Source organism: Terriglobia bacterium, assembly GCA_036496425.1.
GTDB lineage: Bacteria > Acidobacteriota > Terriglobia > 20CM-2-55-15 > 20CM-2-55-15 > 20CM-2-55-15.
In genome coordinates this window covers 1-16,364 of record DASXLG010000019.1, presented here as the reverse complement: position 1 = coordinate 16,364, position 16,364 = coordinate 1, and the positions used below count along the sequence as shown (strand labels likewise).

13 protein-coding genes are annotated in these 16,364 nt (G+C 57.9%); 9 read left to right on the top strand and 4 right to left on the bottom strand.

Annotated elements, in window-relative coordinates; genetic code table 11:
* Positions 1-52 precede the first annotated feature (52 nt).
* Positions 53-2,575: an ABC transporter permease gene (locus VGK48_01105; GenBank protein ID HEY2379753.1), complete on the bottom strand. Its 2,523-nt coding sequence runs from the start codon at positions 2,573-2,575 to the stop codon at positions 53-55.
* 328 nt (positions 2,576-2,903) lie between these two features.
* On the opposite strand from VGK48_01105, the gene VGK48_01100 reads away from it, so the two are divergent.
* The 5 genes from VGK48_01100 to VGK48_01080 all read left to right on the top strand — a co-directional run bounded on the left by VGK48_01100 (position 2,904) and on the right by VGK48_01080 (position 8,653).
* Complete coding sequence (locus VGK48_01100) at positions 2,904-4,355, top strand: TIGR03435 family protein (GenBank protein HEY2379752.1); 1,452 nt, start codon at positions 2,904-2,906, stop codon at positions 4,353-4,355.
* Positions 4,356-4,452: 97 nt separating this feature from the next.
* A complete protein-coding gene (locus VGK48_01095; protein ID HEY2379751.1) occupies positions 4,453-4,710 on the top strand; it encodes a hypothetical protein in 258 nt (85 codons plus the stop codon).
* Positions 4,691-5,164 carry a type II toxin-antitoxin system VapC family toxin gene (locus VGK48_01090; GenBank protein ID HEY2379750.1) on the top strand — a complete coding sequence of 158 codons (474 nt, stop codon included), beginning with the start codon at positions 4,691-4,693 and terminating at the stop codon, positions 5,162-5,164. Before VGK48_01095 ends, VGK48_01090 begins: the two co-directional genes overlap by 20 nt.
* Positions 5,165-5,304: 140 nt before the next feature.
* Positions 5,305-6,822, top strand: coding sequence for a cytochrome c (locus VGK48_01085; protein ID HEY2379749.1), 1,518 nt, complete (start codon positions 5,305-5,307; stop codon positions 6,820-6,822).
* Between the two features lie 193 nt (positions 6,823-7,015).
* Positions 7,016-8,653: an FAD-dependent oxidoreductase gene (locus VGK48_01080; protein ID HEY2379748.1), complete on the top strand. Its 1,638-nt coding sequence runs from the start codon at positions 7,016-7,018 to the stop codon at positions 8,651-8,653.
* 94 nt (positions 8,654-8,747) lie between these two features.
* Here the strand turns inward: VGK48_01080 and VGK48_01075 are convergent, their stop codons facing one another.
* The 3 genes from VGK48_01075 to VGK48_01065 are packed head-to-tail and all read right to left on the bottom strand — an operon-like array spanning position 8,748 to position 11,549.
* Positions 8,748-10,544, bottom strand: a complete 1,797-nt coding sequence (locus tag VGK48_01075; protein HEY2379747.1) for a hypothetical protein — start codon at positions 10,542-10,544, stop codon at positions 8,748-8,750.
* A 7-nt stretch (positions 10,545-10,551) separates the two neighbouring features.
* Positions 10,552-11,061, bottom strand: a complete 510-nt coding sequence (locus VGK48_01070; protein HEY2379746.1) for a hypothetical protein — start codon at positions 11,059-11,061, stop codon at positions 10,552-10,554.
* Between the two features lie 26 nt (positions 11,062-11,087).
* Positions 11,088-11,549 carry a plastocyanin/azurin family copper-binding protein gene (locus VGK48_01065; GenBank protein ID HEY2379745.1) on the bottom strand — a complete coding sequence of 154 codons (462 nt, stop codon included), beginning with the start codon at positions 11,547-11,549 and terminating at the stop codon, positions 11,088-11,090.
* A 69-nt stretch (positions 11,550-11,618) separates the two neighbouring features.
* Between VGK48_01065 and VGK48_01060 the strand changes: the two genes are divergently transcribed.
* The 4 genes from VGK48_01060 to VGK48_01045 all read left to right on the top strand — a co-directional run.
* The gene (locus tag VGK48_01060) at positions 11,619-12,266 is read left to right on the top strand and encodes a hypothetical protein (GenBank protein HEY2379744.1); all 648 of its coding nucleotides are present in this window, start codon (positions 11,619-11,621) and stop codon (positions 12,264-12,266) included.
* A gap of 293 nt (positions 12,267-12,559) precedes the next feature.
* Entirely contained in the window at positions 12,560-14,092 is a 1,533-nt protein-coding gene (locus VGK48_01055; protein ID HEY2379743.1) for an aspartate ammonia-lyase, read from the top strand.
* Positions 14,093-14,118: 26 nt separating this feature from the next.
* On the top strand, positions 14,119-15,189 hold the full coding sequence (locus VGK48_01050; protein HEY2379742.1) for a type II asparaginase: 1,071 nt from the start codon (positions 14,119-14,121) through the stop codon (positions 15,187-15,189).
* 10 nt (positions 15,190-15,199) lie between these two features.
* Positions 15,200-16,364: porin (locus VGK48_01045; GenBank protein ID HEY2379741.1), on the top strand; the 1,165-nt coding region annotated here is incomplete at its 3' end.

The following is a 16,364-nucleotide window of genomic DNA, read 5'->3' as shown; positions in this document are numbered from 1 at the left end:
CGCACACCTGAATTCCCGAATTGAATTCGGGAATTCAGGTGTGCGACCCCTCTTATTCATAGCGCAGGGCGATCGTCGGATCGACGCGCAGCGCCCGCAGGGTGGGTATCAAACAGGCACTCGTCGCAACGAGGACGAGGAGGAGCGAGATGACCGCATACGTTGCCGGATCCGTTGCGGTGACGCCGTACAGGCCGCTCTGGATGAGGCGCGTCAGCGCGAACGAACTCAAGAGACCGGCGAGCCACCCGATGGCGACCAGCACCAGAGCATGCCGCATGACCATCATGACCACATCGAGCGAGCCGGCGCCGAGCGACATGCGAATACCGATCTCGCGGGTGCGTTCGGCCACGGAATACGCCATGATTCCATAAATGCCGATGGCCGCCAGTGTCGCGGCAATAGCGCCGAAGATTCCAAGCAGGAGAATATACAGGCGCAGATACTGAGTCTGCTGATTGAGATTCTGCTCCACGGTGCGGAAATTCGAGGCCGGCCGCGTGAGGTCGACGTCGGCGACGGCGCGTTTGACGGTTTCGACCATACTCATCGGGTCGCCGGATGTGCGCAGCACGAAAAACATTCCGGCGCGATCGCCCCACGCCGGTCCCATCCATCTCGGCGTCTGCTGGACGTGCGGCACGTACAGCGTGGGGACAGGTTCCTTTTGAAGGCGGTTCGTCCGCGTATCTCCCACGACTCCGATAACTTCGCGAGGCCGCTCATCGGGCACGAAATCGAGCGTGATCCGTTTCCCGAGCGGCTCTTCATTTGGGAAATAGCGGCGCGCCATCGTCTGACTGATGATGATGACGGGAGTCGCGGCCGCCGTGTCGTGTGCGTCAAAATCGCGGCCACGCAGCACAGGTATTTTCATGGTCGCGAAAAAATTCGGGGTGATTGAAAAATAGTCCGCGGATTGCCCCTGTTCCTGCGGTCCATTTGCTGAAGATGGATTCTGGGCCGGGGCCGGATGGCCTTCGATCAGAAAAGACATTTGTAGTCCACCGGAAGCCAGAGGAGGCCGATTGATCGCAGCCACAGATAAAACCCCGGGGACGCTGCGCATCCGCTCCGCAACCCGATCGAATGTCAACGCCGGAAGGGGGAGGACATCCCATAAGCCGAGCCCGCGATACCTGCCGAAAGGTTTGATGGTGTCGGTCTGAGCAAAACGGAAATCGAACGTCAGGATATTCCGGGAATCCGCCCCGAGATCGTTCTTCTGGACGCGGATAAAACTGTTGATCATCAGCCCCGCGCCGATCAGCAGAACCAGCGCCAGCGCGATTTGTAGCGCGACCAGAACGCTTCTCAAGTATTGCCGCGTTATACCATCCATGCCGCTGCGGCCCGACTCTTTGAGCGAACTGACGAGGTCCGCTTTCGAAGCCTGCAGTGCGGGAGCTACGCCGAAGATGACAGCCGTCAGCATGACAATAAACGCGGTGAAAATCAGAACCGAGAAATCGATCGACAGCTCGTCCAGGCGCGGGAAGCCCGGAGGCGCGGCCAGGACGAATAGTTTGAGCCCTCCCCAGGACAAAAACACGCCGATGATGCCGCCGAGCAACGATAAGGGAAAACTCTCGGTGATGAGCTGACGAACGATCCGCCAGCGTCCGGCGCCGAGGGCCGTCCGTACGGCGACTTCCGTACGGCGTGAAGCGGCGCGAGCCAGCAGCATGCCGGCGACATTCGCGCAGCCGATCAGCAGCACAAAACCGACAGCGCCCTGAAGCAGCAGCAACGGATTCCGGAAGCCGCCGTAGACCGCGTCCTGCAGCGTCTGCAGCTGCGCTCCATTGCCCTTATTTCGTTCAGGATCGGAGGATGCCAGTTGCGCCGCAATCCCATCGGCTTCGGCCTGGGCTTGCCGCATCGGGACACCCTTTTTCAGCCGGCCGAGAACAATGATGAATCCCTGTTTGCTGATCGATTGGTTCCTGTTGACCTCGAGCGGACAGATGAAATCGACATCGTCGCTGAAGAATGTGAAGTCCTGCGGCAATACGCCGATCACGGTTACCGGCTTCTGATCGAGCAGCAGCGTCTTACCGATGACGTCGGGATCGTGGTTGAAATGACGTTTCCAAAGCCGGTCTGTAATGACAATGACCGGCGCCCAGTTGTCCACCTGATCTTCTTCGTCGGTGTACAGCCGCCCAAGCGCCGGTTTGACTCCAAGAGCGCGAAAGATTGCGGGACTGAAGCCATAACCGCTGATCCGCTCCGCAGGGGCGCCCTCTTTCTCACCGCCCAGGTTCTTGATGCTGCCGGTCAGGGCTCCGATCGACTCCAGACTCTGAGTCTTGTCACGGTAAGTCGCATAGCCCAGGTAAGGAATGGAGTTCTGCTGTGTCCGATCTTTGAGGGGAACGGACCAGAGTACGACGATTTTTCCGGCATCTGGAAACGGCAAAGGCCTGAGCAGCGTGGTATTGATCAGGCTGAAAATGACCGTATTGGCGCCGATGCCCAAGGCCAGCGACAACGCGGCGACGATGGTAAACGCCGGTTTTTTCAGCATCAACCGGCATCCATACACAAGATCCTGCCAGAGATTTGTCATTCGTCACATTGACGTAATCCGCCTCCGTTTGGTTCCATAAAATAATTCGGGAACCAAACGGCAAAGATCGGTGTCTCGGTGTGACTGTCAGAAAAAAGGTACTGAGCGGTTAATAAACGGCGTCCAAGAGCGTATATATCAGCAAGTCCTTACGCTTTTCCACAAAAGGGGGGGTGAATGACACGAAAACTCGCATTCATCGGCGGAATTTTTGCCTTGTCTTGCACGCTGCTGGGGCAATCCACAGAGAAACTGCCCGCATTTGAAATCGCGGACGTTCATGCCAGCGCCCCCAGCGGGTTAGGCCAACTGGCGGGCGCCAGCGGCGGTGTCCCCCCGCGGGGGGCGGTTCGAACTGCGAAATGCATCGATGGTCGACCTTATTACCAGGGCCTACAACGTGACCGATGACAAGGTTTCCGGCGGCCCGAACTGGCTGGCATCCGATCGGTTCGATGTCATCGCCAGGACGCCGCCGAACGTAAGCGTCGAAACGGCCCGGCTGATGCTTCAATCGCTGCTTGCCGACCGTTTTGCCCTCAAGATTCACAATGACAACAAACCTCTGCCGACCTATGCGCTGACGCTCGGGAAAGGCGCGCACAAATTGAAGAAATCCGATGGCAGCCAGAACGGATGCCAGGGACAGCCACAGGGTCAACCGCAGCCGGGCGTGATTCCGTTGCAAGTGGTGTCGTGCCATAACCTGACGACCGCCCAGATCGCCGAGAATCTTCACCAAATGGCCAACGGTTACATCGATCATCCGGTCGTGGACCAGACGAACCTGCAAGGCGCGTGGGACTTCGACCTCAAATGGACTGCCCGTGGCTTGCTCGCTCAAGCCGGCGCGGACGGTATTTCCGTTTTCGACGCCGTGGACAAACAACTCTGCCTGAAGCTCGAACTTCGGCAGATTGCGGCGGCGGTTATCGTTGTGGATAGCGTCGACCGGAAACCGACCGACAACCCGGCGGGAGTTGCGGAAGCTTTACCTCCCGAGAAGCCGGAGTTCGAAGCAGCCGAGATCAAACCCAGCGACCCGGGAACGCAGGGAGTCGGCATTCAGTACACCCAGGGCGGCAGGATCAACGCCAGGGGCACCTTGCGGGACCTGATCGGTATGGCGAACCAGATCCTTCCAAATACGGTTGCCGACTTTATCGTTGGACCGAAATTTATCGAAACCACGCACTGGACAATTGTCGCAAAAGCGCCCAGCACGGGCATCGGCGCTCCCACCCGGGATGGCGGCAGGGACATCCCGCCACCGATCAACGTGGCTCTGATGATGCTGCGCAACACGCTCGAGGAACGTTTCAAGTTACAGATGCACACTGAAAACCGTCCGGTAACCGTTTATGCTCTTGTCGCCAAAAGCGAATCGAAAATGAAGAAAGCCGAAGCTTCGGAGCGGGCCGGTTGCAAGCCGGATCCAGGCGCGGTTCCGGCGAACGCCGGCGGACCGATGCAAGCCTTCACCTGCACCAACGAAACGCTGGCGGAATTCATCAAGCTGATGCCGCAGATGGCGTCCGCCTATATCGACCATCCGGTCATCGACAACTCTGGACTGCAGGGTGGGTATGACTTTACCGTGCTGTGGACACCGCGCGGCGCACTTCCCGGAGGAGGACAACCCGGCGCCACCGGGGCTGTGGATCCGGGCGGCGTCACGTATTTCGAGGCGATCGAAAAACTCGGACTGAAACTGGAGAAAGGCACACATTCGGTTCCGGTCATCATCATCGATCACGCAGAAGAGAAGCCTATCGACTAACGACTAACGGGCCGGGAGGGCTTTGCACAACGGGACGTCTTGCCGTTTGGAAGAAGGCCGGGCGGCTGATTGACGGTCTGGACACAGATGTGTCACGATGTCACACATGAAGGAAATCTCGATTCGGGAATTGCATCGCCGGACCGGCGCCTGGGTACGCAATGCGCAAAAGTACGGGGCAATCCTCGTGCGCGATCGAAACGTACCTGTAGCAAAGCTGGTGCCGGTCAGCAGCGAACCGGAGGAGAACCTGTTTAAAAAGTGGAGACCGCTGAAGAAGTTTGCGGCTGCGCTCGACCTGCCCGCGGCCGGTAAGCCGGTTGAAGAGATCATCAATGAAGACCGAGACCGGTGAAGGAATTCCACCGGTCACTCCTGTTTACTTCGATTCCGCACTGATCGCCAAATTTTATGTCAATGAGCCTGGCCGCGATGTGGTGCGCGCGTTGGCCGGGACGGCGGGAATCGTGGTGACGTCGCGCATAGCCGTGGCCGAGATCTCCGCCGCATTTCACCGGAAATACAGGGAAGGGACGGTGGAACCCCGGGTGTTCAAGGCGTTACAAGGTCAATTCGCGAAAGACTTGAGCGACGGCTTGTGGCGTCTGGTCAGCCCGACGGAAGCCCTGCTCGATGAAGTACGCAGCCTCTTTTCGAAATTGGATAAAGCCATTTTCCTGCGTTCGATCGACGCTTTGCATCTGGTCACCGCGAAAGCTGAAGGTTTCGCGTGTCTCTATTCGAACGACCGGCACCTTCTCAATGCCTGTGCCCACCTCGGCATCGAAGGCGTCAACCCGATCGCTTAACCACAAAAGGCGCAAGGAAACAGCTCTTTGTGCGCCACCACAACAAATTAATGGAACCAATTCCCTCCCGACGTTGTCTATAAATCCGTAACCCCGAGTTTCGAAACCAAAACGGTCCTCTTCAGAATTGGGAGCACAGTATGACTCGACCTGTTGTTTTCCTTCTGTTGGCGGCAATGACGGCATTGGGAACCGAGACTTCCTCCACTTCGGTTCCTCCCGATCAAGCTCCGCTCGTCACCTTTAATAAGGATGTTCTGCCTATTCTTCAGAATAACTGCCAGACCTGTCATCGCCCCGGCGGTATCGCGCCCATGTCTTTGTTGACATATCCGAACGCCCGCCCCTGGGCGAAGGCGATCAAAGCTGCAGTTATCAATAAACAGATGCCGCCGTGGTTTGCGGATCCGCATTATGGCGAGTTCCGCAATGCACCGAAACTGACGGCCGACGACATCCGTACGATCACGGCCTGGGCCGATCGCGGCGCCCCCGAGGGCGATCCGGCCGATAAACCGGCAGACCTTCAATTTACGGACGGTTGGCGGATCAAACCGGACGTGGTCGTCTCGATGCCCGAAGCGCACCCCGTCCCCGCAAAGGGTATTGGAGAGATCCAGTCGTTTTTCGTTCCCAATCCTTTTAAGGAAGACACCTGGGTGACATCCATCGAAATTCGTCCAGGAGATCCGTCTGTGGTGCACCATGTGATCGTTCAGATTCCGGAGCAAACGACGGTCAGCTTCGTCGATCATCCGTCGGTCACCGTATGCGGCGACTGCACAACGGAAGCTCAAGTGAAGAAAGTTGAAAAGGCCTTCGCTGCGAAATCTGTCGTCGTCAATGACCTCCTCGGCCGGTTTCCAGGCCAGGGCGGCTCCTATTCCGATCAGTTTGTCCGAATGCGCGAGCGCCAGACCGGGCAGGGAGCCTTCACGACCATGGAGGCCGTCTATGCTCCGGGCAGTTCCCCGCTGGATTTCCGCTTCTCGAACTCCGCGAAACTCATTCGAGGCGGGAAGCCCATCCGGATTGAAGTGCATTACACACCGAACGGAAAGGAGACGTCCGACAAAACCAGGATCGGCTTCACCCTGGCAAAAGCGCCCGCGCAACGCCGCTTCGTGATCATGGCGCCCGAGCATCTGGTGGACGCGCGTAAACCGATCCCGGCCGGTGAAAAGAACTACGAAACCAAAGGCGAATTGACGTTCAACCAGGACGCCGAACTCGTCTGGTTCATGCCGCACATGCACCTGCGCGGAAAAGACATGACGTTCAAGTTGGTTTATCCGGATGGGCGCGAACAAACGGTGCTCAGCGCAAAGTTCAACTTCCACTGGCAGCTTGGCTATGAGGTCGCCGAACCGATCAAAGTCACCAAGGGCACGCGGATGATCGTTACCGCGCACCATGACAATTCGGCGAACAATCCGCAGAATCCGTCGCCCGATCAAGCCGCCATGTGGGGCGAAATGACCTCGCAGGAAATGATGCTGCCCTGGTTCGGCGTGGTCGTGGATCGCGATGCGCAACCGGATAAGATCGCATCGTACAAACCGGGCGACTTCGACGGCTCGCTTCCGCACTTTGGCATCGCAAGACCCGGCGTGCCCACGGTTCAACCAGCTATCCTGCGGACGGCGATCCAGCGGTAGCTGGCTTAAGCCCAACGGGATCGGGAACGGAAACGGAACACAAGAAGCACAAAAAGGACACAAAAGGCACAAGAAGCGGGCTCGCAAACTTATGTTCTTGTGCTTCTTGTGTTTTGTTTGTGCTTCTTGTGTTCCGTTCCCTTCCCTTCCCTTCCGTGGCGCATCCTTGACTCCGAACAGCTAGAATAAAGACATGCCAACAATTACTGCGCCGACAGGCATCGCCTTTCCAAGCCTTACAGCAACCGACATCGAGTTGCTCAGGCCAATGGCCACCGCATGTTCTTTTAAAGACGGCGAAGTCGTTTTTCATGCCGGCGACGCGGAGGTGGATCTATTTGTCGTCGAGTCCGGTGGGTTGGAAATGCAGAATCCCGGAGACGGGTACAGTCCAATTGTGACCCACGGCCCCGGGCATTTTGCCGGCGACATCGATCTGTTGACGGGGCGGCCGGTAATCGTAACGGCGGTGGCGCGCGGCAAGACGCAACTGCTCCGGGTGCCGGGAGACCGGGTACGGGAGGTTATGAACAAACTGCCGCACATCGGAGAAACGATGCTGGTCGCCATTCAGGAGCGGCGGCGTCTGCTCGCCGAAACCGGCGGGTTCGGACTGAAGGTTGTCGGACCCGGAAAATGTAAAGACACCACACTCGTGCGCGAATTTCTGTTCAAGAATTTCGTTCCGTTTACCTGGTACGACTCCGCTTCGGAGCGGGGACAGCAATTGATGGAGTCGTGGGGATCTCCGAAAAGATCACCTGTTATTGAATTCGGCGATGGACGGCAATTGATCAATCCCGGTCTGCGGGAACTTGCGCAGACGGCCGGCGTATGGCGTCACTGTCCGCCGGGCCCTGTGGATCTGGCGATTATCGGGGCGGGGCCGGCCGGCATGGCGGCGGCGGTCTATGCCGCGTCCGAAGGCGTCTCTACTGTGGTTCTCGACCGTGTGGGTCCGGGTGGTCAGGCCAGCGCCTCCTCCAGGATCGAAAACTTCATCGGTTTCCCGAGCGGGCTTTCCGGAGCCGAGTTGGCCACGCGGAGCGCTCTGCAGATGCTCAAGTTCGGCGCAAAGATGGTGGCGCCGGTGATCGTTGAAACGATCGAAGCGGTCTCGACGCCCGAGGAAGGTCATCTCTTGCATCTCGACTGCGGCACAAAGCTCTTCGCTCGCACCGTATTGATCGCGGCCGGCGTGGGCTGGCGAAAACTCGATGCCGAAGGCGCAGACCGTTTCGAATCCGCCGGAGTCCACTATGCATGCACATCCGTCGAATCGGTTCTGTATGATGCGCAGGATGTCGCGGTTGTCGGGGGAGGAAACTCGGCTGGTCAGGCTGCAATGTTCCTCGCCGAGTGCTGCAGGACACGAGAGGTTCACCTGCTCATTCGAAGCCGCCTCGGACCGGCGATGTCCGATTACCTGGTCGATCGAATCCGCGGAACCTCCAACATCATCGTCCACGAGGGTGAAGCCATCGCTTCCGTGCATGGCGAGCGCCGGCTCGACAGCGTGACTCTGAAATCCGGAAAGACGATCCCCCTTGCTGCTGTCTTCGTTTTTATCGGTGCGGACCCCGGCGGCGCCTGGCTGCCGGAAGGAATTGAGCGGGACGACCTGGGATACATCCTTACGGGAATCGATGCGCTGCGCTCCGGCCAGTGGCCTCTCAAGGATCGTGAACCGTGTCCACTGGAAACTACGATTCCCGGAATCCTCGCGGCCGGTGACATTCGGGCCGGATCGACGAAGCGAGTCGGGTTTGCCGTCGGCGATGGCTCCCTCGCGGTGACCTGCGTTCACAAACTGACGGCGATCCGCGCCTGAGTTCGTCTGCTCCTCCTGTTCGCGATCTCGAGCTGTTTCCCGACGAGCCGTTTATGAAGAGCTGGCCGCTCAACTGAAAGAGATCAAATGACGCCTATCCATCCTTTGTTAAAGAGGACCCGGAAGAAATAACCAGATTGGGACACATCAACCGCAACACTCCAGCGGCCACAGGGGGCAGCTCAACAATCTTCGCCTCGTGCCCGGCACCTAAAACTTCAGTGAGGATGTCCTTTGTTATGGCAACCCATCCACCTGACGTCTGATAACTGAGGACGAACTCCCCTTCCAGCCGGCCGTGCAGGAGCTGCGCCTGATCATAAGAATGAGCCTTGTGCGCCGCTATAATCTGCAGGTCTGAAGATCGGATATATTGCAGCGGCAGATCCGGACTCCGCGGCGTCTTCGAATCAGCCTGTAGATCCTCCCCCGAGACGATGAACAGGCGGCCGGTTTTGACAGCAGCGTTCGCCTCACCATCGGAAACGCGCCGGCGCAGTGCCTGCTCGATACGGGCGAAAATGTCTTCGGCGAACTGTCGGGGGTACTCGAATAGCTTTGCCACTTCCGGTTTGATGTGGGGTAACTTTCGCCAGCCGTTCACCCAGGCGAGCTTGCCGGCTTCCCCACCGGCAAAGACATCTTCCAGACTGAAGCGTGTCACGGCGTCGGGCTGTAAGGTCTTGAACGCCATATGCTCGATGAGATTGGATGAAAACCCATAAAGTACGCCGTATGGGGAATAGGCGCCTTCAACCGGCCTGAAATGTTGACAGTCATCATACAACTGCTTCGACAGCCGACTGATCCGTACCTCGTACTCTTGGACCAGCTGAAGGTGCCGCCGTCCCATGGGCGTATAGACAACCTGCCCATCGCGATCCGTCGTGATGAAGAGATGCTCGATCATGCTGTACGGACCCAGCAAGTCGAGACGATTCAGGAACAACTCCGGATCCGGAGAAATCCCCTGGCAAATGGCGGCAGCAAGTTCGAGTCTGTTCTGTTGATTGCTGCGCCCGGCCTGTTCATAAGCCTGGAGCAGCGGCACGAGACCTTGAATCAGCAGGGCGAGATCAAGGGCATTGGATCTGCGCGTGTTCAGAACCAGGCTGTTCTCATTAATAGACACGCCCTTCTGCACAGTGACGTGGCGAAGCTGTGAACGGAGGTGTCCGCCGGCCATGCGAACGCCGGCTTTCTGGATTTCAAGCCGGTCCGCTTCTGAAAGGGTCTCTGCAATTTGTTCCGCGATTTCAAAATACCCGGCCAGTTCATCGGTCGTGGGGCTCTGTGCCAGCGGGATCAGCCATCGCGCATCGCGCACAAGCACCGGCTGATCGGCCGGTGTAATTCTCCATAGCTGGTCGAGCAGGCCTTGAACTTGCGCGAGCCGGTCTTCGATCCGGTCTGGGGCGCCGGGCGAAACGGCATCGCCGGCATCCCACAGCCGCATACTCAACAGCGCAAGGCACCGTATCACATACAAGTTAAACAGAGTGTTGGCGTATCGAACGCGGCCATTGTGACCCGGCCAATGAGTCTGCCGCCACAGATGAAAGGCCCGCACCATCATCTCCGCCGGATCGACCAGATCATTGTGCAGTCCAGGGCTCTTACGAGGCCTGAATCCGCCTGCCCAGTGCGCTTCTTCCAATTGACCCCTGAGACTGGATTGGCCGTGGGTGACGCCAGTGAGTGTGAAGAAGCAATCCTCAAACTGACGAGACAGAAGCGGACCGCCCTGCAGGTATTGGATCGGCTTTCGTTGGGCGTTCAGCAGCCCTTGTATCCTGTCGACGATTTCGTCGCGATGGGCCAGGAACCGTTGGAGAAGTTCGACGTGCGCGTGAAACGGCACCTGGTCCAGCTTGGAGTCTGATGTGTTCAAGCTACATTCAGTTCCTCTGTCCGCGGCGGCCGCCCGGCGGAGGCGCGTTGGGGTCGGGGCGGAACTCTGCCGGAAAGAGACCGAAAATCGCGTTCATGGCCATCACCGCTTTCGCGTGTTCCGCCATCAGCTTATCGGGGTCGGGAGTGGTCGAGCTCATATCAGAAACCTTCTGATACGCAGCCACTGCCGGCTTCAGCCGCGCCTCGACTTTCGCTTTGAAGTCGGCCGGCTCTCCGCTGATCGCCATGCGCAGGCCGCCGGCGGCTTCCGTGTATTCCATAAACTCGTGCGGCACGCGGGCAAAGTTTTTGTTGGTGATTTGCCGCTTGAAATCGTTGGACACCTGAACAAGAAGCCGGAGTGTCGTTTTGACGTCGTCGGGCGACTTCAATTGTATTAAGGCTGCGCGCTGTCGCGCTTGCGCTTCGCGTGGCGCAGCCAGCGGCAACGCAAACGACGCCAAGGCGAGCCCGGCGGCTGCGACAAGGGACAAACTCTTTTGCGTACGTTTCATGCTCATACCTCTCTTCGAAGAATGGATTAGGCCGTCACATGCAAAATCCCGTTCATGTCGACGGCATGGCCGGGAGTGGAACAGAAAAAGGGATAGTCTCCGGGAGCGGGCGCGAGGAATTGCGTCATCACCATTTCGCCTCTCCCGCACATGGGAACCGCTGCAATGACACGCGGATCACCTTCCGCGATAACGCCGTTCGTCTTCTCCGCCTCCTTATCCACCGGCTCCATTTGATCGGGAAAGACAAGGACCCAATTGTGAAGCGCACTCAAATAACGTCCTTTGTGGCGGAAGGTGACACGGACCATCGCTCCGGTCCGGCAGGTCACCTCGTCGGGCTTGTAGGCCAGAAAATCGCCATCGGACTCGATCACGAGATCCACAACCTGCGGCTTCGCCGCGTCCTTGCTCTCGCCCCTGCATCCCAGAAGAATCAGCGGCAGGCTCAGCGATCCCAGAAAGAAACCACGCCGCGAATACCTCATCGCGCTTCAGTCTATCGCCACCGGCAGCGGCCTGGCAAATTCCCAGCCATTTCAGGATAATCTGCTGCAATGATTTCCCTGATCATGGCGCTGCTCCTCTTTCAATCTACGATTGACGGCAACATTCGCGCCTTATTTGGCCGCAATTTCAACGAAACGATGCAGAATCTCGATGAAATCAATGCAGGCTATTTGAAGAGCCAGGGACTCTCTTCTACTCAGATTTCGAGCGCCCTCTCCCGTCTCAAGAAACCTTCAGCGCCGTCCGCCGACAACAACGTCGTCGTGCTGGACAGTACCAATGCCGGAACAGGTCTGTTCGGAATGGCGCCAAAGAACGGAATCGCTATGGAGCAGATCAACATCGCTTTCTGTGGCCGGACGGAGCGAGCGATGGCAATAGAGATTCTACTGCGCAACGATAAAGCACTCGGCGCCGATGAATTCCTCCTTCAAATGAAGGAGACTTATGGCCTGCCCGATAGCGCCAGGTTTGACGGGTTTCATCCGGCAATCCAGTATCCCCTGGCGGGCATAAGTTATACAAACGACGGTAACTGGCAAGCGCAATCCGACGCACGACCCGTTACCGTCTGGAGCGCCGAAAACCTGGAGGCCGTTTTTCAGCCGACCGCGGCCGCGGGAACAGTGGATGGCCAATTATGGATAGTGGATAAAATGTCCGCTCACGATTGCGCGGCTGGTGGCCAGAAATGACTCCTGCGCGGAGGTGGTACTGACTTTTCCCCGAGAGCATTCCTGGTGAGTAAGCGGTACTTCCGCAGCCCCGCTCAGGCATGAGCGAGGTCCAGCCCCTTGATTGAGACCACACCATTCATCGGATGAAACGAGCCGATCTTTGTCTTCCAGTGATCTTTCCGCGACAAACGGTCTGAAGAACTACCGACCCGGTCCAAAAACATAACTGGTCCCGCGGCAAAGACATGTTCCGGGCGTACCGATTGCTAAACCCGGCGTGTAGCTTTTGATTTTTTCAGGCGGGAGCCGATATGCACAAGACCATTGTTCTAAGCACGATTGCCGGAGCGTTCGCTTTCCTATCAAGCTCGTTCTCTTACGGAGCGGCACAGAAAGAACCATCACAAACGCAGGCGCCCCGGCAGGCGCCGGGGAAAGCAATGCCGGCAACACGCGTCGAAAAGGACCTTCTTGGCGAAAAGGAAGTTCCCGCCGATGCCTACTACGGGGTCCAGACATCCCGCGCACTGGAGAACTTCCAGATTTCCGGGGTTCCGATCAATCGCTATCCGGAGTTCATCCAGGCCTGGGCGATTGTGAAGCTGGCAGCGGCGCGCGCCAATACCGATGTCGGGGCGATGAAGGCCGATAAGCTGGCAGCAATCGAGAAGGCAGCCGATGCTCTCCGTAATGGCCGCTATAACGATCAGTTCATGGTCGACTGGTACCAGGGAGGCGCGGGCACTTCGACCAACATGAATGCCAACGAGGTGCTGGCGAATGTGGCGCTCGAACTGTCCGGCCACAACAAGGGCGACTATAAGGTCATCGAGCCGCACGACGATCTGAACATGTCGCAATCCACCAATGACTCTTATCCGACAGCGCTCAAGGTCGCATTTCTGCTGCGCAACGACAAATTGATTGCGGAGCTGGAACAGCTGTCGACTTCATTCCGGAATAAAGGCGACGCCTACATCAAGATCCTGAAGATGGGCCGCACGGAAATGCAGGACGCGGTCCCGATGACCGTTGGACAGGAGTTCCGTGGTTATGCCGACGCGATAGATACGGAAATTCAATTCCTGCGCGACGCCGAGAAGCATCTTTATGCGGTCAATATGGGCGCGACGGCCATCGGCACCGGCCTGAATGCCCCAAAGGGATACGCCGAAAAATGCGCGGAGTATCTGGCGATGCTGACCGGCAAGCCGATCGTGCCGGCAAGCGATATGATCGCCGCCACCTGGGACCAGGAAGGATTCGTGGCCTACTCCTCGGCGCTCAAGAGTGCTGCCGTGAAGCTGTCCAAGATCGCGAGCGACATGATCCTGCTCGCTTCAGGCCCCCGAGCCGGCCTCAATGAAATCGACCTGCCAGCGCTGCAACCGGGTTCTTCGATTATGCCGGGCAAGGTCAATCCCGTCATGCCCGAGATGGTGAACCTGGTCGCGTTCCGGGTCATGGGGAACGACGACACCGTGACTCTGGCAGCCCATTCCGGACAGCTCGAGCTCAACGCATACGAGCCGATCGAGGGGCTGGCCATCATGGAGTCGCAAGACCTCTTGCACAACGCCTCGAAGGCCTTCCGGACTCTCTGCGTGGATGGGATCACCGTAGACGAAAAGGTGCTGGCCCACTACATGGAGACGACGGTCGGCATTGTCACCGCTTTGAACCCGATCATCGGATACGACAAGGCAACGGAACTCGCGAACGAGGCCTATCAAAGCGGAAAAGGAATCCTTGAAATCATCCGCGAACGCCAGATTCTGACCGAGCCACAGATCAAAGATCTACTCGATCCCGTCAAGCTGACCAATCTGGACAGGAATAACTAGCAACAAAAGTAGGTGAGGACATGAGAATGAAATCGTTTCATAAGACCTGGATCGCGATGCTGATCGCTGTGGCGCTCGCGCACGCCACGGCGGCTTCTGCCCAGACGAACAAACCGAACATCCTCATCCTGGCTACCGGCGGTACGATCGCCGGCGCTGCGGCCACCGGAACTCAGGCAGGATATACATCCGGCGCCGTGACGATTGATGCCATGATTGCCGCCGTTCCCGGAATCAAGGACCTCGCGAACATCAAGGGGGAACAGATATCGAACGTCGGATCGCAGGACATGAGCTTCGATATCCTGCTCAAACTCGCAAAACGTATCAATGATCTCGCGAAGTCGAATGATGTGGATGGGTTTGTGATCACCCACGGCACCGACACCATGGAAGACTCCGCATTCTTTCTGAATCTGACCGTGAAGACGGACAAACCTGTGGTGATGGTCGGCTCGATGCGGCCCTCGACCGCAGTCAGTGCCGACGGTCCGCTGAACCTTTTCAACGCGGTGGGCGTCGCGGCCGACCCGCGAGCGCGCGGACGCGGTGTGCTGGTGGTGATGAATGACCAGATTCTCGATGCGCACTCATTGACCAAGACCAGCACGACTGCGGTACAGACCTTCATGTCGCCTCTTCGCGGCCTCGTTGGCACGGCGAACTACGGGAAAAACGATTTCTACAAGAAGCCGGAGTGGAAACACACGAACCAGTCGGAGTTCGACATCACGAATGTCACACAGATACCGCGTGTCGACATCATCTTCGCCAGCCTGGACATGTCACCCGACTTGATCGACTGCGCAGTGGCGAATGGAGCTAAAGGCATCGTGATCGCCGGTGTCGGAAACGGCAACATGAACAAAGCGGCACTGCACGCGGCAGCGAGTGCTGTGAAAAAAGGCACTGTGGTTGTGCGCAGCTCGCGGGTGCCGACGGGTACAGTCGGCCGGAACGTCGAGGTCGAAGACGATAAGCTGGGATTCATCGCCTCAGACGAGCTGAACCCGCAAAAAGCCAGGATACTGCTCTCATTGGCACTGCTGAGCCAACGCACGCCGGAGCAGATCCAGAAACTGTTCGAGACCTACTGAACAAACCACCATGGAAGGAAGAACTGCCGGCTTCGCCCAGATGCCCCTGGCCATTCTGTTATGGCTGCCGTTGATGTTGCACGCTCAACAGCAGCCGGGGGCGAAGTCTGCAACCTTCGACAATACACTCGAAGCCGGTGACGAGGACGATCCGCAGCCGGCACGCCGGCTGGTGAGTTGGAACGAGTTTCATGGGAAATACGCCACCGTCAAAGTGGGCGGCGGATTTCTGTACGGATACGACGCTTACGCGCAAGACCAGACAAGCAAAGAACAGTTCAGCTTGTTTGCCACGCCCAAACTCCGGGATACACGGGTCTGGTTCAAAGGAGCGTTCAAGTTCATCCAGCGGCCGACCACCTATACGGCGGCGGTCATGTACGACGGCATCAAAAGCGAGTTTCTGGTCCGCGAAACGGGCATCATGGTCGCAGTTCCCGAGCTGTCCGGCTATATCTTCGTCGGCCGCTCCAAAGAAGGCTTCTCTCTCAACAAGATCATGGTCGGATATGCCGGTTGGACGATGGAACGCTCCACCATCAATGACGCGACGATCCCGATTCTCGCCGACGGCATAAAGTGGCTGGGCTATGCACCGAAGAAACACATCCTCTGGAATCTCGGTGTGTTTGGTGATGAGTTTTCGGAGGACCAATCGTTCTCGACATACGACCGCCAGGCCGTCGGCCGGATAGCGTGGGTTCCCATGGAATCGGAGGAAACCGGAAAATTGCTGCACATCGGTGTGAACTTCCGGTATGGAAGGCCGGACAACGGCACCATACAGTTCCGCTCGCGGCCGGAATCGTGGCCTGCACCTTACTTTCTCGACACCGGAAAGATTCCTGCGACCGATACGCGAATCACAGCCATCGAAGCGTACTACCGGCCGGGATCGCTGCTGTTTGGCACCGAATACTTTCTGGTAGACGTGAACTCTCCACAGAAAGGCAATCCGGTTTTCCATGGCGGAGATGCCGTGGTGACCTGGCTGCCGACCGGCGAAATACGCGGCTACAACACCCGCGGCGGATTCTTCAATCAGATCTCGCCGAATCGTCCGGTCTTTCAGGGAGGACGCGGCGCCTGGGAACTTGTCGGCCGATTCTCATACTCGGATCTGGACAGCGGCCCCGTCAGGGGCGGCATCTTCTGGAGATTCACGCCAATGGTGA

Coding starts and splice junctions, on each gene's coding strand:
- VGK48_01105 (HEY2379753.1), bottom strand. CDS start 2,575: ATGACAAATCTCTGGCAGGATCTTGTGTATGGATGCCGGTTGATGCTG.
- VGK48_01095 (HEY2379751.1), top strand. CDS start 4,453: ATGTCACACATGAAGGAAATCTCGATTCGGGAATTGCATCGCCGGACC.
- VGK48_01090 (HEY2379750.1), top strand. CDS start 4,691: ATGAAGACCGAGACCGGTGAAGGAATTCCACCGGTCACTCCTGTTTAC.
- VGK48_01085 (HEY2379749.1), top strand. CDS start 5,305: ATGACTCGACCTGTTGTTTTCCTTCTGTTGGCGGCAATGACGGCATTG.
- VGK48_01080 (HEY2379748.1), top strand. CDS start 7,016: ATGCCAACAATTACTGCGCCGACAGGCATCGCCTTTCCAAGCCTTACA.
- VGK48_01070 (HEY2379746.1), bottom strand. CDS start 11,061: ATGAAACGTACGCAAAAGAGTTTGTCCCTTGTCGCAGCCGCCGGGCTC.
- VGK48_01065 (HEY2379745.1), bottom strand. CDS start 11,549: ATGAGGTATTCGCGGCGTGGTTTCTTTCTGGGATCGCTGAGCCTGCCG.
- VGK48_01060 (HEY2379744.1), top strand. CDS start 11,619: ATGATTTCCCTGATCATGGCGCTGCTCCTCTTTCAATCTACGATTGAC.
- VGK48_01055 (HEY2379743.1), top strand. CDS start 12,560: ATGCACAAGACCATTGTTCTAAGCACGATTGCCGGAGCGTTCGCTTTC.
- VGK48_01050 (HEY2379742.1), top strand. CDS start 14,119: ATGAAATCGTTTCATAAGACCTGGATCGCGATGCTGATCGCTGTGGCG.